The organism is Burkholderia humptydooensis (genome assembly GCF_001513745.1).
GTDB classification, from domain to species: domain Bacteria; phylum Pseudomonadota; class Gammaproteobacteria; order Burkholderiales; family Burkholderiaceae; genus Burkholderia; species Burkholderia humptydooensis.
On the sequence record NZ_CP013380.1, the window covers coordinates 2,993,058 to 3,008,666 of the forward strand.

Below are 15,609 nucleotides of genomic sequence, written 5' to 3' on the forward strand. Positions count from 1 at the left end.
AAAAACGCGTAAATACGGGAGAGCCGCGGCGCGCGGGCCCGGGTCGCGGGCGCGCCCGCGCGCCGCCTGTGGTCAGGGCAGCAGGATCGTCGAGCCCGTGGTGCGCCGCGCCTCGAGATCGCGATGCGCCTGCGCGACGTTCTCGAGCGCATAGCGCTGCTGGATGCTCGCCTTCACGCGCCCGGACGTGAGCACGTCGAACAGTTCGGCCGCGTTGCGATCGAGATCCTCGCGCTTCGCGATGTACGAGAACAGCGTCGGCCGCGTGAAGAACAGCGAGCCGCGCGACGAGAATTCCTTCGAGTCGATCGGCGGCAGCGGCCCGGACGCGTTGCCGAAGCTGACGAACAGGCCGAGCGGCGCGAGGCAGTCGAGCGAGCCGATGTACGTGTCCTTGCCGATCGAGTCGTAGACGACCGGCACGCCCGCGCCGTTCGTGATCGCCTTCACGCGCTCGGTGAAGTTCTCGCGCGTGTAGACGATCGGGTGGTCGCAGCCGTGCGCCTTCGCGAGCGCGGCCTTCTCGTCGGAGCCGACCGTGCCGATCACCGTCGCGCCGAGCGCCTTCGCCCACTGGCAGACAAGGAGGCCGACGCCGCCCGCCGCCGCGTGGATCAGGATCGTGTCGCCCGGCTTGACCTCGTACGTGCGGCGCAGCAGATACTGCGCGGTCAGGCCCTGCAGCATCACCGACGCCGCGTCTTCGTAGCCGATGGCGTCCGGCATCTTCACGAGCTTCGCGGCGGCCAGCACGCGCTCCTGCGCATACGCGCCCGGCGGCTGCGCGACGTACGCGACGCGGTCGCCGGGCTTGAGCGTCGTCACGCCGTCGCCGACTTCGGCGACTTCGCCCGCCGCCTCCATGCCGAGACCGCCCGGCAGCGGCTGCGGGTAGAGGCCGGTGCGGAAATAGACGTCGATGTAGTTCAGACCGACCGCGTGCTGCTTGATGCGGACTTCGCCCGGCTGCGGCGCGCCGACATCGACGTCGACCCATTTCATGACCTCCGGGCCGCCCGGCTGGTCGTAACGAATTGCCTTCGGCATGCTGGCTTCTCCTGGTTGCGATGCGCGTTGAGTTCGGATTCGGCTCGCGCGCCCAGGCGATGCGCGGGCGTCGCGACGCACGATTGTCGCGCGTTGGGGGAACTCTTGCAGGGAGCGGCTTCGACCGTGCGCGGAAGCGGCAAGGAAACAGGAAGAAAGCGGCGGGCCACGCTCACGCGCTCGCGGCAAGCCGGCGCACCAGATCGTCGAGCAGCACGCGCGCGGTGGCGACGTTCGTCGCGACCGGCACGTCGTGCACGTCGCAGGCGCGCACGAGCGCGGTGATGTCCGGATCGTGCGGCTGCGCGGTCATCGGGTCGCGCAGGAAGATCACGATGTCGACGCGCCCGTCGGCGAGCTCCGCGCCAATCTGCAGGTCGCCGCCGAGCGGCCCCGACAGCTTGCGCTCGACGTCGAGCCCGTGCGCCTGCGCGATCCGCCCGCCCGTCGTGCCCGTCGCGACGAGCCGGCATTGCGCGAGCGCAGCCCGGTACGCGCCCGCGAGCGCGACGATTTCGTCCTTCTTCGCATCGTGCGCGATCAGCGCAATGCGGGGTGTGCTCATCTGTGCATCCTTTTCTGCTGATCAATCGACGCGAGCGCGCCGCCCCGCTACTTTACGGGCTCCCGGTGACGGGCTCAAATCGGTTTCAAAACGTGCCGGGATACGCGCCGCCGTCGAGCAGCCAGTTCTGCCCGGTGATGTAGCCCGCATGGACGCTGCACAGGAACGCGCACGCCGCGCCGAACTCGTCGGGCGTGCCGAGGCGCTTCGCCGGAATTTCCCTCGCGCGCCGCGCGCGCAGCTCGTCGACGGTCGCGCCTTGCGCGTTCGCCGCAGCGGCAAGCGTCGTCGCGATCCGGTCGGTGTCGAAGAGGCCCGGCAGCAGGTTGTTGATCGTCACGCCGTGCTCGGCGACCTTGCGCGCGAGCCCCGCGACAAAGCCCGTGAGCCCCGAGCGCGCGCCGTTCGACAGCGCGAGCACGTCGATCGGCGCCTTCACGGCCGAGCTCGTGATGTTGACGATGCGCCCGAAGCGGCGCGCGATCATCCCGTCGACAGTCGCGCGAATCAGCTCGATCGGCGTCAGCATGTTCGCCTCGAGCGCGCGAATCCAGTCGTCGTGCGAGAAATCGCGGAAGTCGCCCGGCGGCGGGCCGCCCGCGTTCGTTACGAGAATGTCCGGCTGCGGGCACGCGGCGAGCGCGGCCGCGCGGCCGTCGGGCGTCGTGATGTCGCAGGCGACGGCCGTCACGTCGGCGCCCGTCTTCGCGCGAATGTCGGCTGCGGCGGCCTCGAGCGTTTCGCGCGTGCGCGCGACGATCACGAGCCGCGCGCCCTCGGCGGCGAGCGCCTGCGCGCAGCCGCGCCCGAGCCCCTTGCTGGCCGCGCACACGAGCGCGGTCCGTCCTGCGATTCCCAGATCCATGAAGCGTGTCCCTTGTCGATGCCTGCGTGATGAAAACCGTCGCCGGCGGGGCGCGCGACGCCACACGCGCGCGGCCGAACCGCCTGCGGCCGAACGCGCGCCCGAAGCGCGCGTCGAAACGCCGATAATATCCGGATCGCGCGCGCCCATCTTCGGTAAACTTGCGGCTGTTGCGCGCGCAGCCTGCCGCCCCGGCACGCCCGCCGTCCCAGAATCCTTTGAGCCGCCGCCTCCATGAAACAGGACCGCCGTTTCCCGAATCTCTTCATCCTCGACCACCCGCTGATCCAGCACAAACTCACGCACATGCGCGACAAGGACACGTCGACGCGCACGTTCCGCGAGCTGCTGCGCGAGATCACGCTGCTGATGGGCTACGAGATCACCCGCAACCTGCCGATCACGACGAAGCGGGTCGAAACCCCGCTCGTCGAGGTCGACGCGCCCGTGATCGCGGGCAAGAAGCTCGCGATCGTGCCCGTGCTGCGCGCGGGCGTCGGGATGTCGGACGGCCTGCTCGAGCTGATTCCATCGGCGCGCGTCGGCCACATCGGCGTGTACCGCGCCGACGACCACCGCCCGGTCGAATACCTGGTGCGGCTGCCCGATCTCGAGGACCGGATCTTCATCCTGTGCGACCCGATGGTCGCCACGGGCTACTCGGCCGCGCATGCGATCGACGTGCTCAAGCGCCGCGGCGTGCCGGGCGAGCGGATCATGTTCCTCGCGCTCGTCGCCGCGCCCGAAGGCGTGCAGGTGTTCCAGGACGCGCACCCGGACGTGAAGCTCTATGTCGCGTCGCTCGATTCGCACCTCGACGACCACGCGTACATCGTCCCGGGCCTGGGAGACGCGGGCGACCGCCTGTTCGGCACGAAGAACTGACGAGCGAAACCGGCGACCGAAGCGCTCGCATACCGCGCCCCGCCGCCCTCGCGCGCGGCCTTGCCCCGGCGCGCGGCGAGTCGTGGGCGAGTCGTGGGCGAGTCGTGGGCGAGTCGCGGGCAAGTCGGCGGCCGCGCGCCGGGCGTCGTCCGGCCGCCGTTCGGCGCATCGCCGCGTGATAAAATCTCGTTCCACTCGACAACGCGCGGCCCAAGCGGCACTCGCCCGCTCACGCGGCCGCCGGACTCAACGACAGACACATTGCTAGACGCCGGCGCGGGATGCGCGCGGGCGCACGGAGAAAGGTATGGCTGGTCATTCGAAATGGGCCAACATCAAGCATAAGAAAGCGGCAGCCGATGCGAAGCGCGGCAAGATCTGGACGCGCCTCATCAAGGAAATCCAGGTGGCCGCGCGTCTCGGCGGCGGCGACGCGAACTCGAACCCGCGCCTGCGTCTCGCGGTCGACAAGGCGGCCGACGCGAACATGCCGAAGGACAACGTGAAGCGCGCGATCGACCGCGGCGTCGGCGGCGCGGACGGCGCGAACTACGAAGAGATCCGCTACGAAGGCTACGGCATCGGCGGCGCGGCGATCATCGTCGACACGCTGACCGACAACCGCACCCGCACGGTCGCCGAAGTGCGCCACGCGTTCTCGAAGTTCGGCGGCAACATGGGCACAGACGGCTCGGTCGCGTTCATGTTCGATCACGTCGGCCAGTTCCTGTTCGCGCCGGGCACGTCGGAAGACGCGCTGATGGAAGCGGCGCTCGAGGCGGGCGCGAACGACGTGAGCACGAACGACGACGGCTCGATCGAAGTGCTGTGCGACTGGCAGGAATTCTCGAAGGTGAAGGACGCGCTCGAAGCCGCCGGCTTCAAGGCCGAACTCGCCGAAGTCACGATGAAGCCGCAGAACGAGATCGAGTTCACCGGCGAAGAGGCGGTGAAGATGCAAAAGCTCCTGGACGCGCTCGAGAATCTCGACGACGTGCAGGAGGTCTACACGAACGCCGTCGTCATCGAGGAATGAGCGTTGCGCAGCCGCCCTTTCGCGCGAAAGACGGCGGCCGCGGCCGTTTCTCGCGGCCGGCCCGCCTCGCGCGCGCCGGCCGCCCTATTTTCTAGTCTGCGGGGAATCCCATGAAACTACTCGTCGTCGGCTCCGGCGGCCGCGAACATGCGCTCGCCTGGAAGCTCGCCCAGTCGCCGCGCGTCCAGCTCGTCTACGTTGCCCCCGGCAACGGCGGCACCGCGCAGGACGAGCGCCTGAAGAACGTCGATCTGAGCTCGCCCGACGACCTGGCCGATTTCGCCGAATCCGAAGGCGTCGCGTTCACGCTCGTCGGCCCGGAAGCGCCGCTCGCGGCGGGCATCGTCAATCATTTCCGCGCGCGCGGCCTGAAGATCTTCGGCCCGACGAGGGAAGCGGCGCAGCTCGAGAGCTCGAAGGATTTCGCGAAGGCGTTCATGAAGCGCCACGGCATTCCGACCGCCGACTACGAAACGTTCACCGACGCGGCCGCCGCGCACGCGTACCTCGATTCGAAGGGCGCGCCGATCGTCGTGAAGGCCGACGGCCTCGCCGCGGGCAAGGGCGTCGTCGTCGCGATGACGCTGGACGAAGCGCACGCGGCCGTCGACATGATGCTGTCCGGCAACAAGCTCGGCGACGCCGGTGCGCGCGTCGTGATCGAGGAATTCCTCGACGGCGAGGAAGCGAGCTTCATCGTGATGGTCGACGGCAAGCACGCGCTCGCGCTCGCGTCGAGCCAGGATCACAAGCGCCTGCTCGACGGGGACCGCGGCCCGAACACGGGCGGCATGGGCGCGTACTCGCCCGCGCCGATCGTCACGCCGCAGATGCATGCGCGCGTGATGCGCGAGATCATCATGCCGACCGTGCGCGGGATGGAGAAGGACGGCATCCGCTTCACGGGCTTCCTGTACGCGGGCCTGATGATCGACAAGGAAGGCAATCCGCGCACGCTGGAATTCAACTGCCGGATGGGCGACCCCGAGACGCAGCCGATCATGGCGCGCCTGAAGAGCGATTTCTCGAAGGTCGTCGAGCAGGCGATCGCGGGCACGCTCGACACGGTCGAGCTCGACTGGGACCGCCGCACCGCGCTCGGCGTCGTGCTCGCCGCGCACGGCTACCCGGATGCGCCGAGGAAGGGCGACCGGATCAACGGCATCCCGGCCGAAACCGCGCACTCGGTGACGTTCCACGCGGGCACGACGTTCGACGGCGACAAGCTCGTCACGTCGGGCGGCCGCGTGCTGTGCGTCGTCGGCCTCGCGGATTCGGTGCGCGGCGCGCAGCAGGCCGCGTACGAGACGATCAACCAGATCAACTTCGAGGGCATGCAGTATCGCCGCGACATCGGCTACCGCGCGCTCAGCCGCAAGACGGTCTGACGCGCGCCCGCCGCCGCTCCTCGCGCGCCGGCTTTCGGGCGGCGCGCCCCCTCCTCTGCCGGGGTTCGCTAGAATGCCCGGCAGAAGCATTTTTCGACGGCGTCCGTCCCCCGGATGCCGCCCCACATCGATGACCGATTCGACTTACGACGTCAACCGAGTACGCGCCTACCTGCAAGGGCTGCAGACGCGCATCGCCGACGCGCTCGGCGCCTTCGACGGCACGCCGCTTTTGGCCGACACGTGGCGGCGCGGCCCCGACGAGCGGCTGCGCGGCGGCGGCTGCACGCGCATTGTCGAGGAAGGCGGCTTCTTCGAGCGCGCGGGCATCGGCTTTTCCGACGTCGCGGGCGACGCGCTGCCGCCGTCGGCGAGCGCGTCGCGCCCGCAGCTCGCGGGGCGCGGCTTCGAGGCGCTCGGCGTGTCGCTCGTGCTGCACCCGCGCAATCCGTACTGCCCGACCGTCCACATGAACGTGCGGATGCTGATCGCGACGAAGCCGGGCGAGGCGCCCGTGTTCTGGTTCGGCGGCGGCATGGATCTGACGCCGATTTACGGCTTCGAAGAGGACGCCCGGCACTTCCATCGCACGTGCCGCGCGGCGCTCGATCCGTTCGGCGCCGAGCTGTACCCGCGCTTCAAGCAGTGGTGCGACGACTATTTCTTTCTGAAGCACCGCAACGAAGCGCGCGGCGTCGGCGGCATCTTCTTCGACGACTTCTCGGCGCTCGGCTTCGAACGTTCGTTTGAAATGCTGCAGAGCGTCGGCGACGCGTTCCTGCCGTCGTACCTGCCGATCGTCGAGCGCCGCCGCGACACGCCGTACGGCGAGCGCGAGCGCGCGTTCCAGGCGTACCGGCGCGGCCGCTACGTCGAATTCAACCTGGTGTTCGACCGCGGCACGCTGTTCGGGCTGCAAAGCGGCGGCCGCACCGAGTCGATCCTGCTGTCGATGCCGCCGACGGCGGGCTGGCGCTACGACTGGCGCCCGGACCCGGGCACGCCGGAAGCGCGCCTCTACAGCGATTTCCTCGTGCCGCGCGACTGGGCATGAGCCGTTCCGTCACCGGCCGAGCCGCCGCCCCGCCAGGACACGCGCCGAATTCCGACCATGCGGGCCCGCCCGCGCTGGCGCGCCGCATCGGCATCCTCGGCGGCACGTTCGACCCGATCCACGACGGTCATCTCGCGCTCGCGCGCCGCTTCGCGGACGTGCTGCGCCTGACCGAGCTCGTGCTGATGCCGGCCGGCCAGCCGTATCAGAAGCAGGACGTATCGGCGGCCGAGCACCGGCTCGCGATGACCCGCGCGGCGGCGGGCGCGCTCGCGCTGCCGGGCGTGACCGTCAGCGTCGCGACCGACGAGATCGAGCACGCCGGCCCGACCTACACCATCGAGACGCTCGCGCGCTGGCGCGAGCGGATCGGCGCGGACGCGTCGCTGTCGCTCCTGATCGGCGCGGATCAACTCGTGCGCCTCGACACCTGGCGCGACTGGCAACACCTCTTCGATTACGCGCACGTCTGCGCGGCGACCCGGCCTGGCTTCGATTTCGCGGCGGCGTCGCCCGCCGTCGCGGCCGAGATCGCGAGCCGGCAGGCGAGCGCGGACGTGCTGCAGGCGACGCCCGCCGGGCGCCTTCTGATCGACACGACGCTCGCGCTCGACGTCGCCGCGACCGACATCCGCGCGCACCTGCGCGCCTGCATCGCGCGACGCGCGCAGGCGCCCGACGCGTCGGCCGAGCACGTGCCCGCCGCCGTGTGGGCCTATATTCTCCAACATCGTCTCTACCATCCCTGATTCCATGGATATCCGCAAACTCCAGCGCGTGATCGTCGACGCTCTCGAAGACGTCAAGGCGCAAGACATCAAAGTGTTCAACACGAGCCACCTGACCGAGCTGTTCGATCGCGTGATCGTCGCGTCCGGCACGTCGAACCGGCAAACGAAGGCGCTCGCGTCGAACGTGCGCGACAAGGTCAAGGAAGCCGGCGGCGACGTCGTCAGCTCCGAGGGCGAGGACACGGGCGAATGGGTACTCGTCGATTGCGGCGACGCAGTCGTCCACATCCTGCAGCCGGCGCTGCGCCAGTACTACAACCTCGAGGAGATCTGGGGCGACAAGCCGGTGCGGATGAAGCTCGGCGGCCCGGCGGCGAACGCGCGCGGCGCGCGCGCGGCTGACGGCGCCGACGAGGACGAGCCGGACGAAGACGAGGCCCACACGGCCCCTACCGCAGCCCGCCCGGCCCGCAAGACGACGGCCGCGCGCCGCCGCTGAGCGCGCCGCCGCGCGCCGTTTTGTCGCTTTCCTTGTTGCCGCTTTCCTTGTTGTCGCTCTCATTGCGTTCGCCGTCATGAAACTGCACATCGTCGCGGTCGGCCACAAGATGCCCGGCTGGATCGCAACCGGCTTCGACGAATATGCGAAGCGGATGCCGCCCGAGCTGCGGATCGAGCTGCGCGAGGTGAAGCCCGAGCTGCGCTCGGGCTCGCGCACGGCCGACAGCGTGATGGCCGCCGAGAAGCAGCGGATCGAGGCCGCGCTGCCGAAAAACGCGCGCGTCGTCGCGCTCGACGAGCGCGGCCGCGACTGGACCACGATGCAGCTCGCGCAGGCGTTGCCCGCGTGGCAGCAGGACGGACGCGACGTCGCGTTCGTGATCGGCGGCGCCGACGGGCTCGATCCGGAGCTGAAATCGCGCGCCGATCTGCTGCTGCGCGTGTCGAGCCTCACGCTGCCGCACGGCATGGTCCGCGTGCTGCTCGCCGAGCAGCTTTACCGCGCGTGGAGCATCACGCAGAATCACCCCTACCATCGCGCGTAGCGGCCGTCGTCCCGACGCGCCGCGCACGCGCTCATCGAGACTACCGAGAAGATGCCCGACCGCGCCGCCGCCCCGTCCTACCCGTTCGTCTACCTCGCCTCGCAAAGCCCCCGGCGCCGCGAACTGCTCGACCAGCTCGGCGTGCGCTACGAACTGCTCGCGCCCGCGCCCGATGAGGATGCCGAAGCGCTCGAGGCCGTGCTGCCGGGCGAAGCGCCCGACCATTACGTGCTGCGCGTGTGCGTCGCGAAGGCGGAAGCGGCGCGCGCGAGGCTCATCGCGAGCGGCAAGCCGGCCGCGCCCGTGCTCGTCGCCGACACGACGGTGACGATCGACGGCGCGATCCTCGGCAAGCCCGCCGACGCCGCCGACGCGCTCGCGATGCTCGCGCGCCTCGCCGGCCGCACGCATGACGTGCTGACGGCGCTCGCCGTGATCGATGCGACAGGCGAGCTGATGCCGCCCGCGCTGTCGCGCTCGGAAGTCCGCTTCGGCCCCGCGACGCGCGACGCGCTCGCACGCTACGTCGAAACCGGCGAGCCGTTCGGCAAGGCGGGCGCGTACGCGATCCAGGGGCGCGCCGCGGAATTCGTCGAGCAAATCGATGGCTCCCATTCAGGTATCATGGGTCTGCCCCTTTTTGAGACCGCGGCGCTGCTGCGCGCGGCGCACGTCGCCTTCTGAATCGCACCATGAACGAAGAGATCCTGATCAACATCACGCCGCAGGAAACGCGGGTCGCGCTCGTCCAACAAGGCGCGGTGCAGGAGCTTCACGTCGAGCGCACGCTGTCGCGCGGACGCGTCGGCAACATCTATCTCGGCAAGGTCGTGCGCGTTTTGCCCGGCATGCAGTCGGCGTTCATCGACATCGGGCTCGAGCGCGCGGCATTCCTGCACGTCGCCGACATCTGGCAGCCGCGCGCGGGCGACGCGCCCGCCGCCGCGGCGCACCACCCGATCGAGAAGATCGTGTTCGAGGGCCAGACGCTGATGGTCCAGGTGATCAAGGACCCGATCGGCACGAAGGGCGCGCGGCTGTCGACGCAGATCAGCATCGCGGGGCGCACGCTCGTCTACCTGCCGCAGGAGCCGCACATCGGCATCTCGCAGAAGATCGAGAGCGAGGCCGAGCGCGAGGCCGTGCGCGCGCGGCTGACCGCGGTGATCCCGGCCGACGAGAAAGGCGGCTACATCGTGCGCACGATCGCCGAGGACGCGAGCTCCGACGAGCTCGCCGGCGACGTCGCGTATCTGCGCAAGACGTGGGCGACGATCGTCGGGCAGGGCCAGCGGCTGCCGCCGACGAGCCTGCTGTATCAGGATCTCGACCTCGCGCAGCGCGTGCTGCGCGACTTCGCGAACGACGACACGACGCGCATCCAGGTCGATTCGCGCGAGACGCACCAGCGGCTCGTCGATTTCGCGGCCGAGTTCACGCCGGCTGTGAGCCCGAAGCTGCACCACTACACCGGCGAGCGGCCGCTCTTCGACCTGTACAACATCGAGGCCGAAATCCAGCGCGCGCTGTCGCGGCGCGTCGATCTGAAGTCAGGTGGCTACCTGATGATCGACCAGACCGAGGCGATGACGACGATCGACGTGAACACGGGCGGCTACGTCGGCGCGCGCAACTTCGACGACACGATCTTCAAGACGAACCTCGAGGCGGCGCACACGATCGCGCGGCAGTTGCGGCTGCGCAATCTCGGCGGGATCATCATCATCGACTTCATCGACATGGAGAACGCCGAGCATCGCGACGCGGTGCTCGCCGAGCTGAAGAAGGCGCTCGCGCGCGACCGCACGCGCGTGACGGTGAACAGCTTCTCGCAACTGGGGCTCGTCGAGATGACGAGGAAGCGCACGCGCGAATCGCTCGCGCACGTGCTATGCGAGCCGTGCCCGACGTGCCAGGGCAAAGGCCAGGTGAAGACGTCGCGCACCGTGTGCTACGACATCCTGCGCGAGATCCTGCGCGAGTCGCGGCAATTCAACCCGCGCGAGTTTCGCGTGATCGGATCGCAGCAGGTGATCGACCTCTTTCTCGACGAGGAATCGCAGCATCTCGCGATGCTGATCGACTTCATCGGCAAGCCGGTGTCGTTGCAGGTCGAGTCGAACCTGAGCCAGGAGCAGTACGACATTGTTTTGATGTAGGGTTCACCCTATATCACCCCGCATCATCCCCCTTACTATCTTCACGCCTCGATAATCAAGGTTTTGGCCAGCCAGGCCCGGTCTCGCCGAGCTTGAGCGCCTGCCTCAGGGGCGATACTCGTAAAGCGCAAAGCTATCGGCAAGGCGGTGCGGGCTGGCACGCCATGAACCGGTGGATCTAATCGCGGTGCGGTGCCCGGTACTGAGCCACGCGCTCGATTGCATCCGTCTCCCATCGACCAAGGCGCATTGCCTCTTCCAACATGCCGAGCGTCAGCGGCACTCGTGACGGCTTACGAAACCGCTTGGAAAAGAGGGCGAGAAACGACGTCAACAGTTCCTGTCCCTCCGGGCCGAAATAACGGTCATACGGGAATCCTTCGGCCTGGACACCAAACGCCTCTGCCCACTTGTCGATATACTCGACCGCATCCGTGCCGGTCACGCCTAGGTCCTGCTCAAGGCGCGACGACGGTTCAAGTCGCAGTTCGCCGCCGAACAGCGGCCGCCCCAGTTCCTCGCGCGTAAACGCGGCCAACTTTTCCCATGTATCGGTCGGCATGGTCAGAACACCCTATCTTCCGGTTCGGCGACGGCGTTATACATGCGCACGGTGTTGAACATGATCATCGCCGCGTCCGTGGCCAGAAACACCTCTCCGACTACAGGAATAGTCCGGCCGACCCAAGCGCCAAGGTTCTTCGTGAACGCGATGCGCACACCCTGCACACCTACCGTCATGATCATCGGCAAGCGCCTTTTCAGTTCGAACGGCAGCAGCTTCCGGGCAGCGATCGATATAACCGACGTGCCTTTGGTCGCGTTGGCGAATTTCCCCGGCACTGGCACATCGGCCTGACCGAGTAGCGTAGCCGAGGCGGCGGCGAGATCGTAGAACCCGAGACGCTTTTGCGTCTCGTCGACGGCGACCCAGAAGAACAAGTCGACTGGTTGAAGATTAGTATGCCCGTTGTACGAATAGCGATTGTCCGCCATACGGCCCTCGGTGTTGTTTGAATGAGGCCGAGATTACCAGAATCGCAAACGCCGACTTACCCTGTATCATCCCGTCTCGCGCTCCAAACTGAATTTTCATCAACCCCGAGACAGTACGACATCGTCTTGATGTAGATTCGTCCGGCGGCGCTCGAGCGGCCGACGATCCGGGCGGCCGCGCATCGATCCGCCCGCCGCCCGCCGGCATTGACCGGCTTTCCCGCAGCGTCGAACGATGCGAAAACCATCGCGCCGCGACGCCCGCTCGACCGCCAGGGTTCCGCATGAGAATCGACCACGCGCCGCATCTGAACTATCCGGGCGTCTCGCTTCGCCCACTCGAACGCGCCGACACGCACGCGTGGTATGCGTACCTGAAACTGCCGCACGTCGTCGAGCACACGAGCTGGAACCTGCGCGCCCGTGAAGACCTGCTGCCGCTATTCGACGATGACGAATCCACTTCGGCCGAATCGAATCGGCGTCTCGCGATCGTCGACGACGGCACGCGCGAATTGATCGGCACGATCGGCTTTCACACGATTTCAGCGACGAACCGTACCGCCGAGATCGCCTACGATCTCGCGCCTTCGCATTGGGGAAAAGGCATCGCGCGCGCCGCATGCGCGTGCGTCACCGCGTGGTCGTTCGAGCACTGCGGCTTCGTCCGCGTGCAAGGAACGGTATTGACGAGCAACGCGCGATCGGCGCGCGTGCTCGTCGCTTGCGGCTATCGATACGAAGGCCTGCTGCGTTCCTATCGCATGGTGCGAGGCACACCGGGCGACTTTGCGCTCTATTCGCGACTGGCAGCCGATTGACGATCGCCGGCCGCGCTCGCAGGCAAACGAACAGCCGGACAGCCTCAACCGGCCAGCCGCCGCCGTCGCTTCCGTTAAAATCCCGCCTTTCCACCCGGACCGGCCCTTTCGCGATGCAACCCGCCCCCCTCGCCCCACCCGCTTCCCAAGGCACCGACGGCGCCGAATCCGCCCACGATCTCGTCTACGGCCCCGACGACCGCCCCGCGCCGACGGTCGCCTTCGTCGCCGCCTTGCAGCACCTGCTCGCCATCCTCGTGCCGATCGTCACGCCCGGTCTGCTGATCTGCCAGGCGCTCGGCGTCGCGAGCCGCGACACCACGCTGATCGTGTCGATGTCGCTCGTCATCTCCGGCTTCGCGACCTTCGTCCAGTGCAAGCGCTTCGGCCCGCTCGGCGCCGGCCTGCTGATCGTCCAGGGCACGAGCTTCAACTTCGTCGGCCCGCTCATCGCGGGCGGCAGCCTGATGGTCAAGCAGGGCACGCCGGTCGAAACCGTGATGGCCGCGATCTTCGGCGTCGTCATCGCCGGCTCGTTCGTCGAAATGGCCGTGTCGCGCATCCTGCCCTTCGTCAAGCGCCTCATCACTCCGCTCGTCACCGGCATCGTGGTGCTGCTGATCGGCCTCACACTCATCAAGGTCGGCCTCGTCAGCATGGGCGGCGGCTATGGCGCGATCGCCAAGGGCAGCTTCGGCAGCGCCGAAAACCTGACGCTGTCGGGCCTCGTGCTCGGCACCATCATCGCGCTGAACCGCGTGCCCATCGTCTGGGTGCGCAGCACCGCGCTCGTCATCGCGCTCGCGCTCGGCTATCTCGCGGCCGCCGCGATGGGCCGTCTCGACTTCACCGGCGCGCGCGAAGCCGCGCTGTTCCAGATCCCCACGCCGCTGCACTTCGGCCTCGCGTTCTCGTGGCCGCTCTTCGTGCCGATGCTGATCATCTATCTCGTCACGTCGCTGGAAGCGATCGGCGACGTCACGGCCACGAGCAAGATCTCCCGGCAGCCCGTCGAGGGGCCGCAGTGGATGCGCCGCATCAGGGGCGGCGTGCTCGTCAACGGCGCGAACTCGCTGCTCGCCGGCGTCTTCAATACGTTCCCGAGCTCCGTCTTCGCGCAGAACAACGGCGTGATCCAGCTCACCGGCATCGCGAGCCGCCATGTCGGCATCTGGATCGCGGGCATGCTCGTGCTGCTCGGCCTGTTCCCCGTCGTCGCGGGCGTCCTGCAAGCGGTGCCCGAGCCCGTGCTGGGCGGCGCGGCGATGGTGATGTTCGGCGCGGTGGCCGCGTCCGGCATCAACATCCTCGCCGGCATCCGGCTCGACCGCCGCGCGCTGCTGATCATCGCCGTCTCGCTCGCCCTCGGGCTCGGCGTGTCCCAGGTGCCGGAGATCCTGACGAACCTGCCGCACGCGCTCAGGAACGTGCTCGAATCGGGCGTCGCGACGGGCGGCATCTGCGCGCTCGTGATGAACTGGTTCCTGCCCGGGGAAGGCATGACGCGCCCGCAAGACTCCTGAAAAGAATCGGCGGTCTGCGGACCGCCGTCAGGCTTCGTCAGGCTTCGGCAACGAACGACGCTCGCGAATCCGGATGAATTCGCGCCGCCCCGTCCGTTCAGGACCGATGTCCGGAAATCGGCCCTGCCTCGCCGGTCAGGTTGAAGATGCTGTCGATCCACGCAAGAAAGGTCGAGAACGTGAAGTCCGACCATTGCTCGGTACGGTATGCCTTCATGACGGGCACGTCCGCCGGGTCCTGCTGATTGAGCAGATCGGCGACGAACGTGCCGACGTCCGCGTCGATGCCGTTCTCGTGGATGCCCGATCCCGTGAAGCTGACCGCCGTCACCTGATGGTTGCCCATGAAATCGTCGCGCGCCCACGGGATGAAATAGCCGAAGTTCGGCAGCGGATTCAGCACCTGCTTCAGATTGCTCAGTTCGCGGTCGAACATCGCGAGCGACAGTTCGTCCTTCGTCGCGTCGTCCGGCGCCGCGATCACCGCGGGCACGAAAGGACGGTAATGATAGGCCGCGATGATCTTGTCGCGCCGGTACGTCGTATAGCCGAAGCGGTCGCGCGGATAGGTCGCCGATAGCGCCGCATACGCGCTGCCCATGTTGCCCGGATCGAAGTGGCGCGTCAGCCGGCTGTTGATCGTGATCATGCCGTCGGGCGCCGTCATCCCCCATTCGTCGCGCACCTTGTCGTACAGGCCGACGGACGGGTACGTCGCCGGGTCGGCGCCGAAGCGCGTATTGAAGACGGTGCCCGCATCGTCGAGCAGCGAGCTGTGCATTTGCGGCTGCAACGTGCTGCGCAACGTCGCGTAGTTGCCGAGGGTGCCGTAGCCGCCCGCACTCGTTCCATACACGAGCAGCCGGCCCGGCTTGCCGAATCCGTGGTCGACGAGCCACTGCGCGACCACCCGGACATTTTTCAGGCCACTGTAGTGCTGAATCCGCCAGTCGCCCGACGGCGACACATAGCTGCGCACCGCGCTGCCCATATGGATGTCGCCCGTACAGTACGGAACGAACACCTGCGTCCATTCCTGCGTCTCGACCTTCGGCTCGCCGACGAGGATATGCGTGAGATCCATCCGCGTCATCAGCGGCGACAGAAACAACGACTTCAGGCTCTGCTGCACGGTGCCGTTCACGTAGTTGTGCGGGATGCCGTCGGGATTGAACGCGCCGAGCCCCGCCTGCGCGCCGGTCGCGGTTTCGGTACAGGTGCCGTGATCCCAGCATGCGCCGCCCGGCTCCATCATGTAGAGCAGATTGTCCGATTGCGCGCGGTTGATATAGAAGCGCATCGGCGTGCCGTTGCCGCATGACGCGCCGCTGCTTTCCGGCAGCGTCACTTCGTACCACGAATAATAGGGAATCGACGGGTCCTGCATCGCAGCAGCAGCCTGCCCGTCGACGGCGGCTACGCTCAGCAGGCCGGCGACGCACAGGCGTTCGACACATTCGCGTACGGACATGCTCTCCTCCATCTCTATCTCT

The 15,609-nt window shown here is 67.9% G+C and carries 17 protein-coding genes; 11 read left to right on the forward strand and 6 right to left on the reverse strand.

Annotated elements, in window-relative coordinates; translation table 11 throughout:
• Nucleotides 1-72: 72 nt before the first annotated feature.
• From AQ610_RS13340 to AQ610_RS13350, 3 genes are all read right to left on the reverse strand, one after another.
• A complete protein-coding gene (locus AQ610_RS13340; RefSeq protein WP_006025062.1) occupies nucleotides 73-1,047 on the reverse strand; it encodes a quinone oxidoreductase family protein in 975 nt (324 codons plus the stop codon).
• 172 nt (nucleotides 1,048-1,219) lie between these two features.
• Nucleotides 1,220-1,612 carry a methylglyoxal synthase gene (locus AQ610_RS13345; RefSeq protein WP_006025061.1) on the reverse strand — a complete coding sequence of 131 codons (393 nt, stop codon included), beginning with the start codon at nucleotides 1,610-1,612 and terminating at the stop codon, nucleotides 1,220-1,222.
• 85 nt (nucleotides 1,613-1,697) lie between these two features.
• The gene (locus AQ610_RS13350; RefSeq protein ID WP_009911741.1) at nucleotides 1,698-2,477 is read right to left on the reverse strand and encodes an SDR family oxidoreductase; all 780 of its coding nucleotides are present in this window, start codon (nucleotides 2,475-2,477) and stop codon (nucleotides 1,698-1,700) included.
• A 234-nt stretch (nucleotides 2,478-2,711) separates the two neighbouring features.
• Here AQ610_RS13350 and upp point away from each other — a divergent pair, with 234 nt between their 5' ends.
• The 9 genes from upp to rng all read left to right on the forward strand — a co-directional run bounded on the left by upp (nucleotide 2,712) and on the right by rng (nucleotide 10,776).
• The gene (gene upp, locus AQ610_RS13355) at nucleotides 2,712-3,362 is read left to right on the forward strand and encodes a uracil phosphoribosyltransferase (protein WP_006025059.1); all 651 of its coding nucleotides are present in this window, start codon (nucleotides 2,712-2,714) and stop codon (nucleotides 3,360-3,362) included.
• A gap of 307 nt (nucleotides 3,363-3,669) precedes the next feature.
• Nucleotides 3,670-4,398, forward strand: a complete 729-nt coding sequence (locus AQ610_RS13360; protein ID WP_006025058.1) for a YebC/PmpR family DNA-binding transcriptional regulator — start codon at nucleotides 3,670-3,672, stop codon at nucleotides 4,396-4,398.
• 110 nt (nucleotides 4,399-4,508) lie between these two features.
• Nucleotides 4,509-5,786, forward strand: a complete 1,278-nt coding sequence (gene purD / locus AQ610_RS13365) for a phosphoribosylamine--glycine ligase (RefSeq protein WP_006025057.1) — start codon at nucleotides 4,509-4,511, stop codon at nucleotides 5,784-5,786.
• Nucleotides 5,787-5,916: 130 nt separating this feature from the next.
• A complete protein-coding gene (hemF, locus tag AQ610_RS13370; RefSeq protein WP_006025056.1) occupies nucleotides 5,917-6,840 on the forward strand; it encodes an oxygen-dependent coproporphyrinogen oxidase in 924 nt (307 codons plus the stop codon).
• Entirely contained in the window at nucleotides 6,837-7,589 is a 753-nt protein-coding gene (locus tag AQ610_RS13375) for a nicotinate-nucleotide adenylyltransferase (protein WP_006025055.1), read from the forward strand. The genes hemF and AQ610_RS13375 overlap by 4 nt, the downstream gene beginning before the upstream one ends.
• A gap of 4 nt (nucleotides 7,590-7,593) precedes the next feature.
• Nucleotides 7,594-8,070: a ribosome silencing factor gene (gene rsfS, locus AQ610_RS13380; protein ID WP_006025054.1), complete on the forward strand. Its 477-nt coding sequence runs from the start codon at nucleotides 7,594-7,596 to the stop codon at nucleotides 8,068-8,070.
• A 76-nt stretch (nucleotides 8,071-8,146) separates the two neighbouring features.
• Nucleotides 8,147-8,617: a 23S rRNA (pseudouridine(1915)-N(3))-methyltransferase RlmH gene (gene rlmH / locus AQ610_RS13385; protein ID WP_006025053.1), complete on the forward strand. Its 471-nt coding sequence runs from the start codon at nucleotides 8,147-8,149 to the stop codon at nucleotides 8,615-8,617.
• 51 nt (nucleotides 8,618-8,668) lie between these two features.
• Nucleotides 8,669-9,301 carry a Maf family protein gene (locus AQ610_RS13390; RefSeq protein ID WP_006025052.1) on the forward strand — a complete coding sequence of 211 codons (633 nt, stop codon included), beginning with the start codon at nucleotides 8,669-8,671 and terminating at the stop codon, nucleotides 9,299-9,301.
• Between the two features lie 8 nt (nucleotides 9,302-9,309).
• Entirely contained in the window at nucleotides 9,310-10,776 is a 1,467-nt protein-coding gene (rng, locus tag AQ610_RS13395; protein WP_006025051.1) for a ribonuclease G, read from the forward strand.
• A gap of 178 nt (nucleotides 10,777-10,954) precedes the next feature.
• Here the strand turns inward: rng and AQ610_RS13400 are convergent, their stop codons facing one another.
• On the reverse strand, nucleotides 10,955-11,338 hold the full coding sequence (locus tag AQ610_RS13400; RefSeq protein ID WP_006025050.1) for a DUF1493 family protein: 384 nt from the start codon (nucleotides 11,336-11,338) through the stop codon (nucleotides 10,955-10,957).
• A 2-nt stretch (nucleotides 11,339-11,340) separates the two neighbouring features.
• Nucleotides 11,341-11,772 carry an STM2901 family protein gene (locus AQ610_RS13405; RefSeq protein WP_006025049.1) on the reverse strand — a complete coding sequence of 144 codons (432 nt, stop codon included), beginning with the start codon at nucleotides 11,770-11,772 and terminating at the stop codon, nucleotides 11,341-11,343.
• Between the two features lie 284 nt (nucleotides 11,773-12,056).
• Here AQ610_RS13405 and AQ610_RS13410 point away from each other — a divergent pair, with 284 nt between their 5' ends.
• The gene (locus AQ610_RS13410) at nucleotides 12,057-12,593 is read left to right on the forward strand and encodes a GNAT family N-acetyltransferase (protein ID WP_006025048.1); all 537 of its coding nucleotides are present in this window, start codon (nucleotides 12,057-12,059) and stop codon (nucleotides 12,591-12,593) included.
• 113 nt (nucleotides 12,594-12,706) lie between these two features.
• Entirely contained in the window at nucleotides 12,707-14,116 is a 1,410-nt protein-coding gene (locus AQ610_RS13415; RefSeq protein ID WP_009911738.1) for a nucleobase:cation symporter-2 family protein, read from the forward strand.
• Between the two features lie 97 nt (nucleotides 14,117-14,213).
• Here the strand turns inward: AQ610_RS13415 and AQ610_RS13420 are convergent, their stop codons facing one another.
• On the reverse strand, nucleotides 14,214-15,587 hold the full coding sequence (locus AQ610_RS13420; RefSeq protein ID WP_043282189.1) for a pectin acetylesterase-family hydrolase: 1,374 nt from the start codon (nucleotides 15,585-15,587) through the stop codon (nucleotides 14,214-14,216).
• Nucleotides 15,588-15,609: the final 22 nt, after the last annotated feature.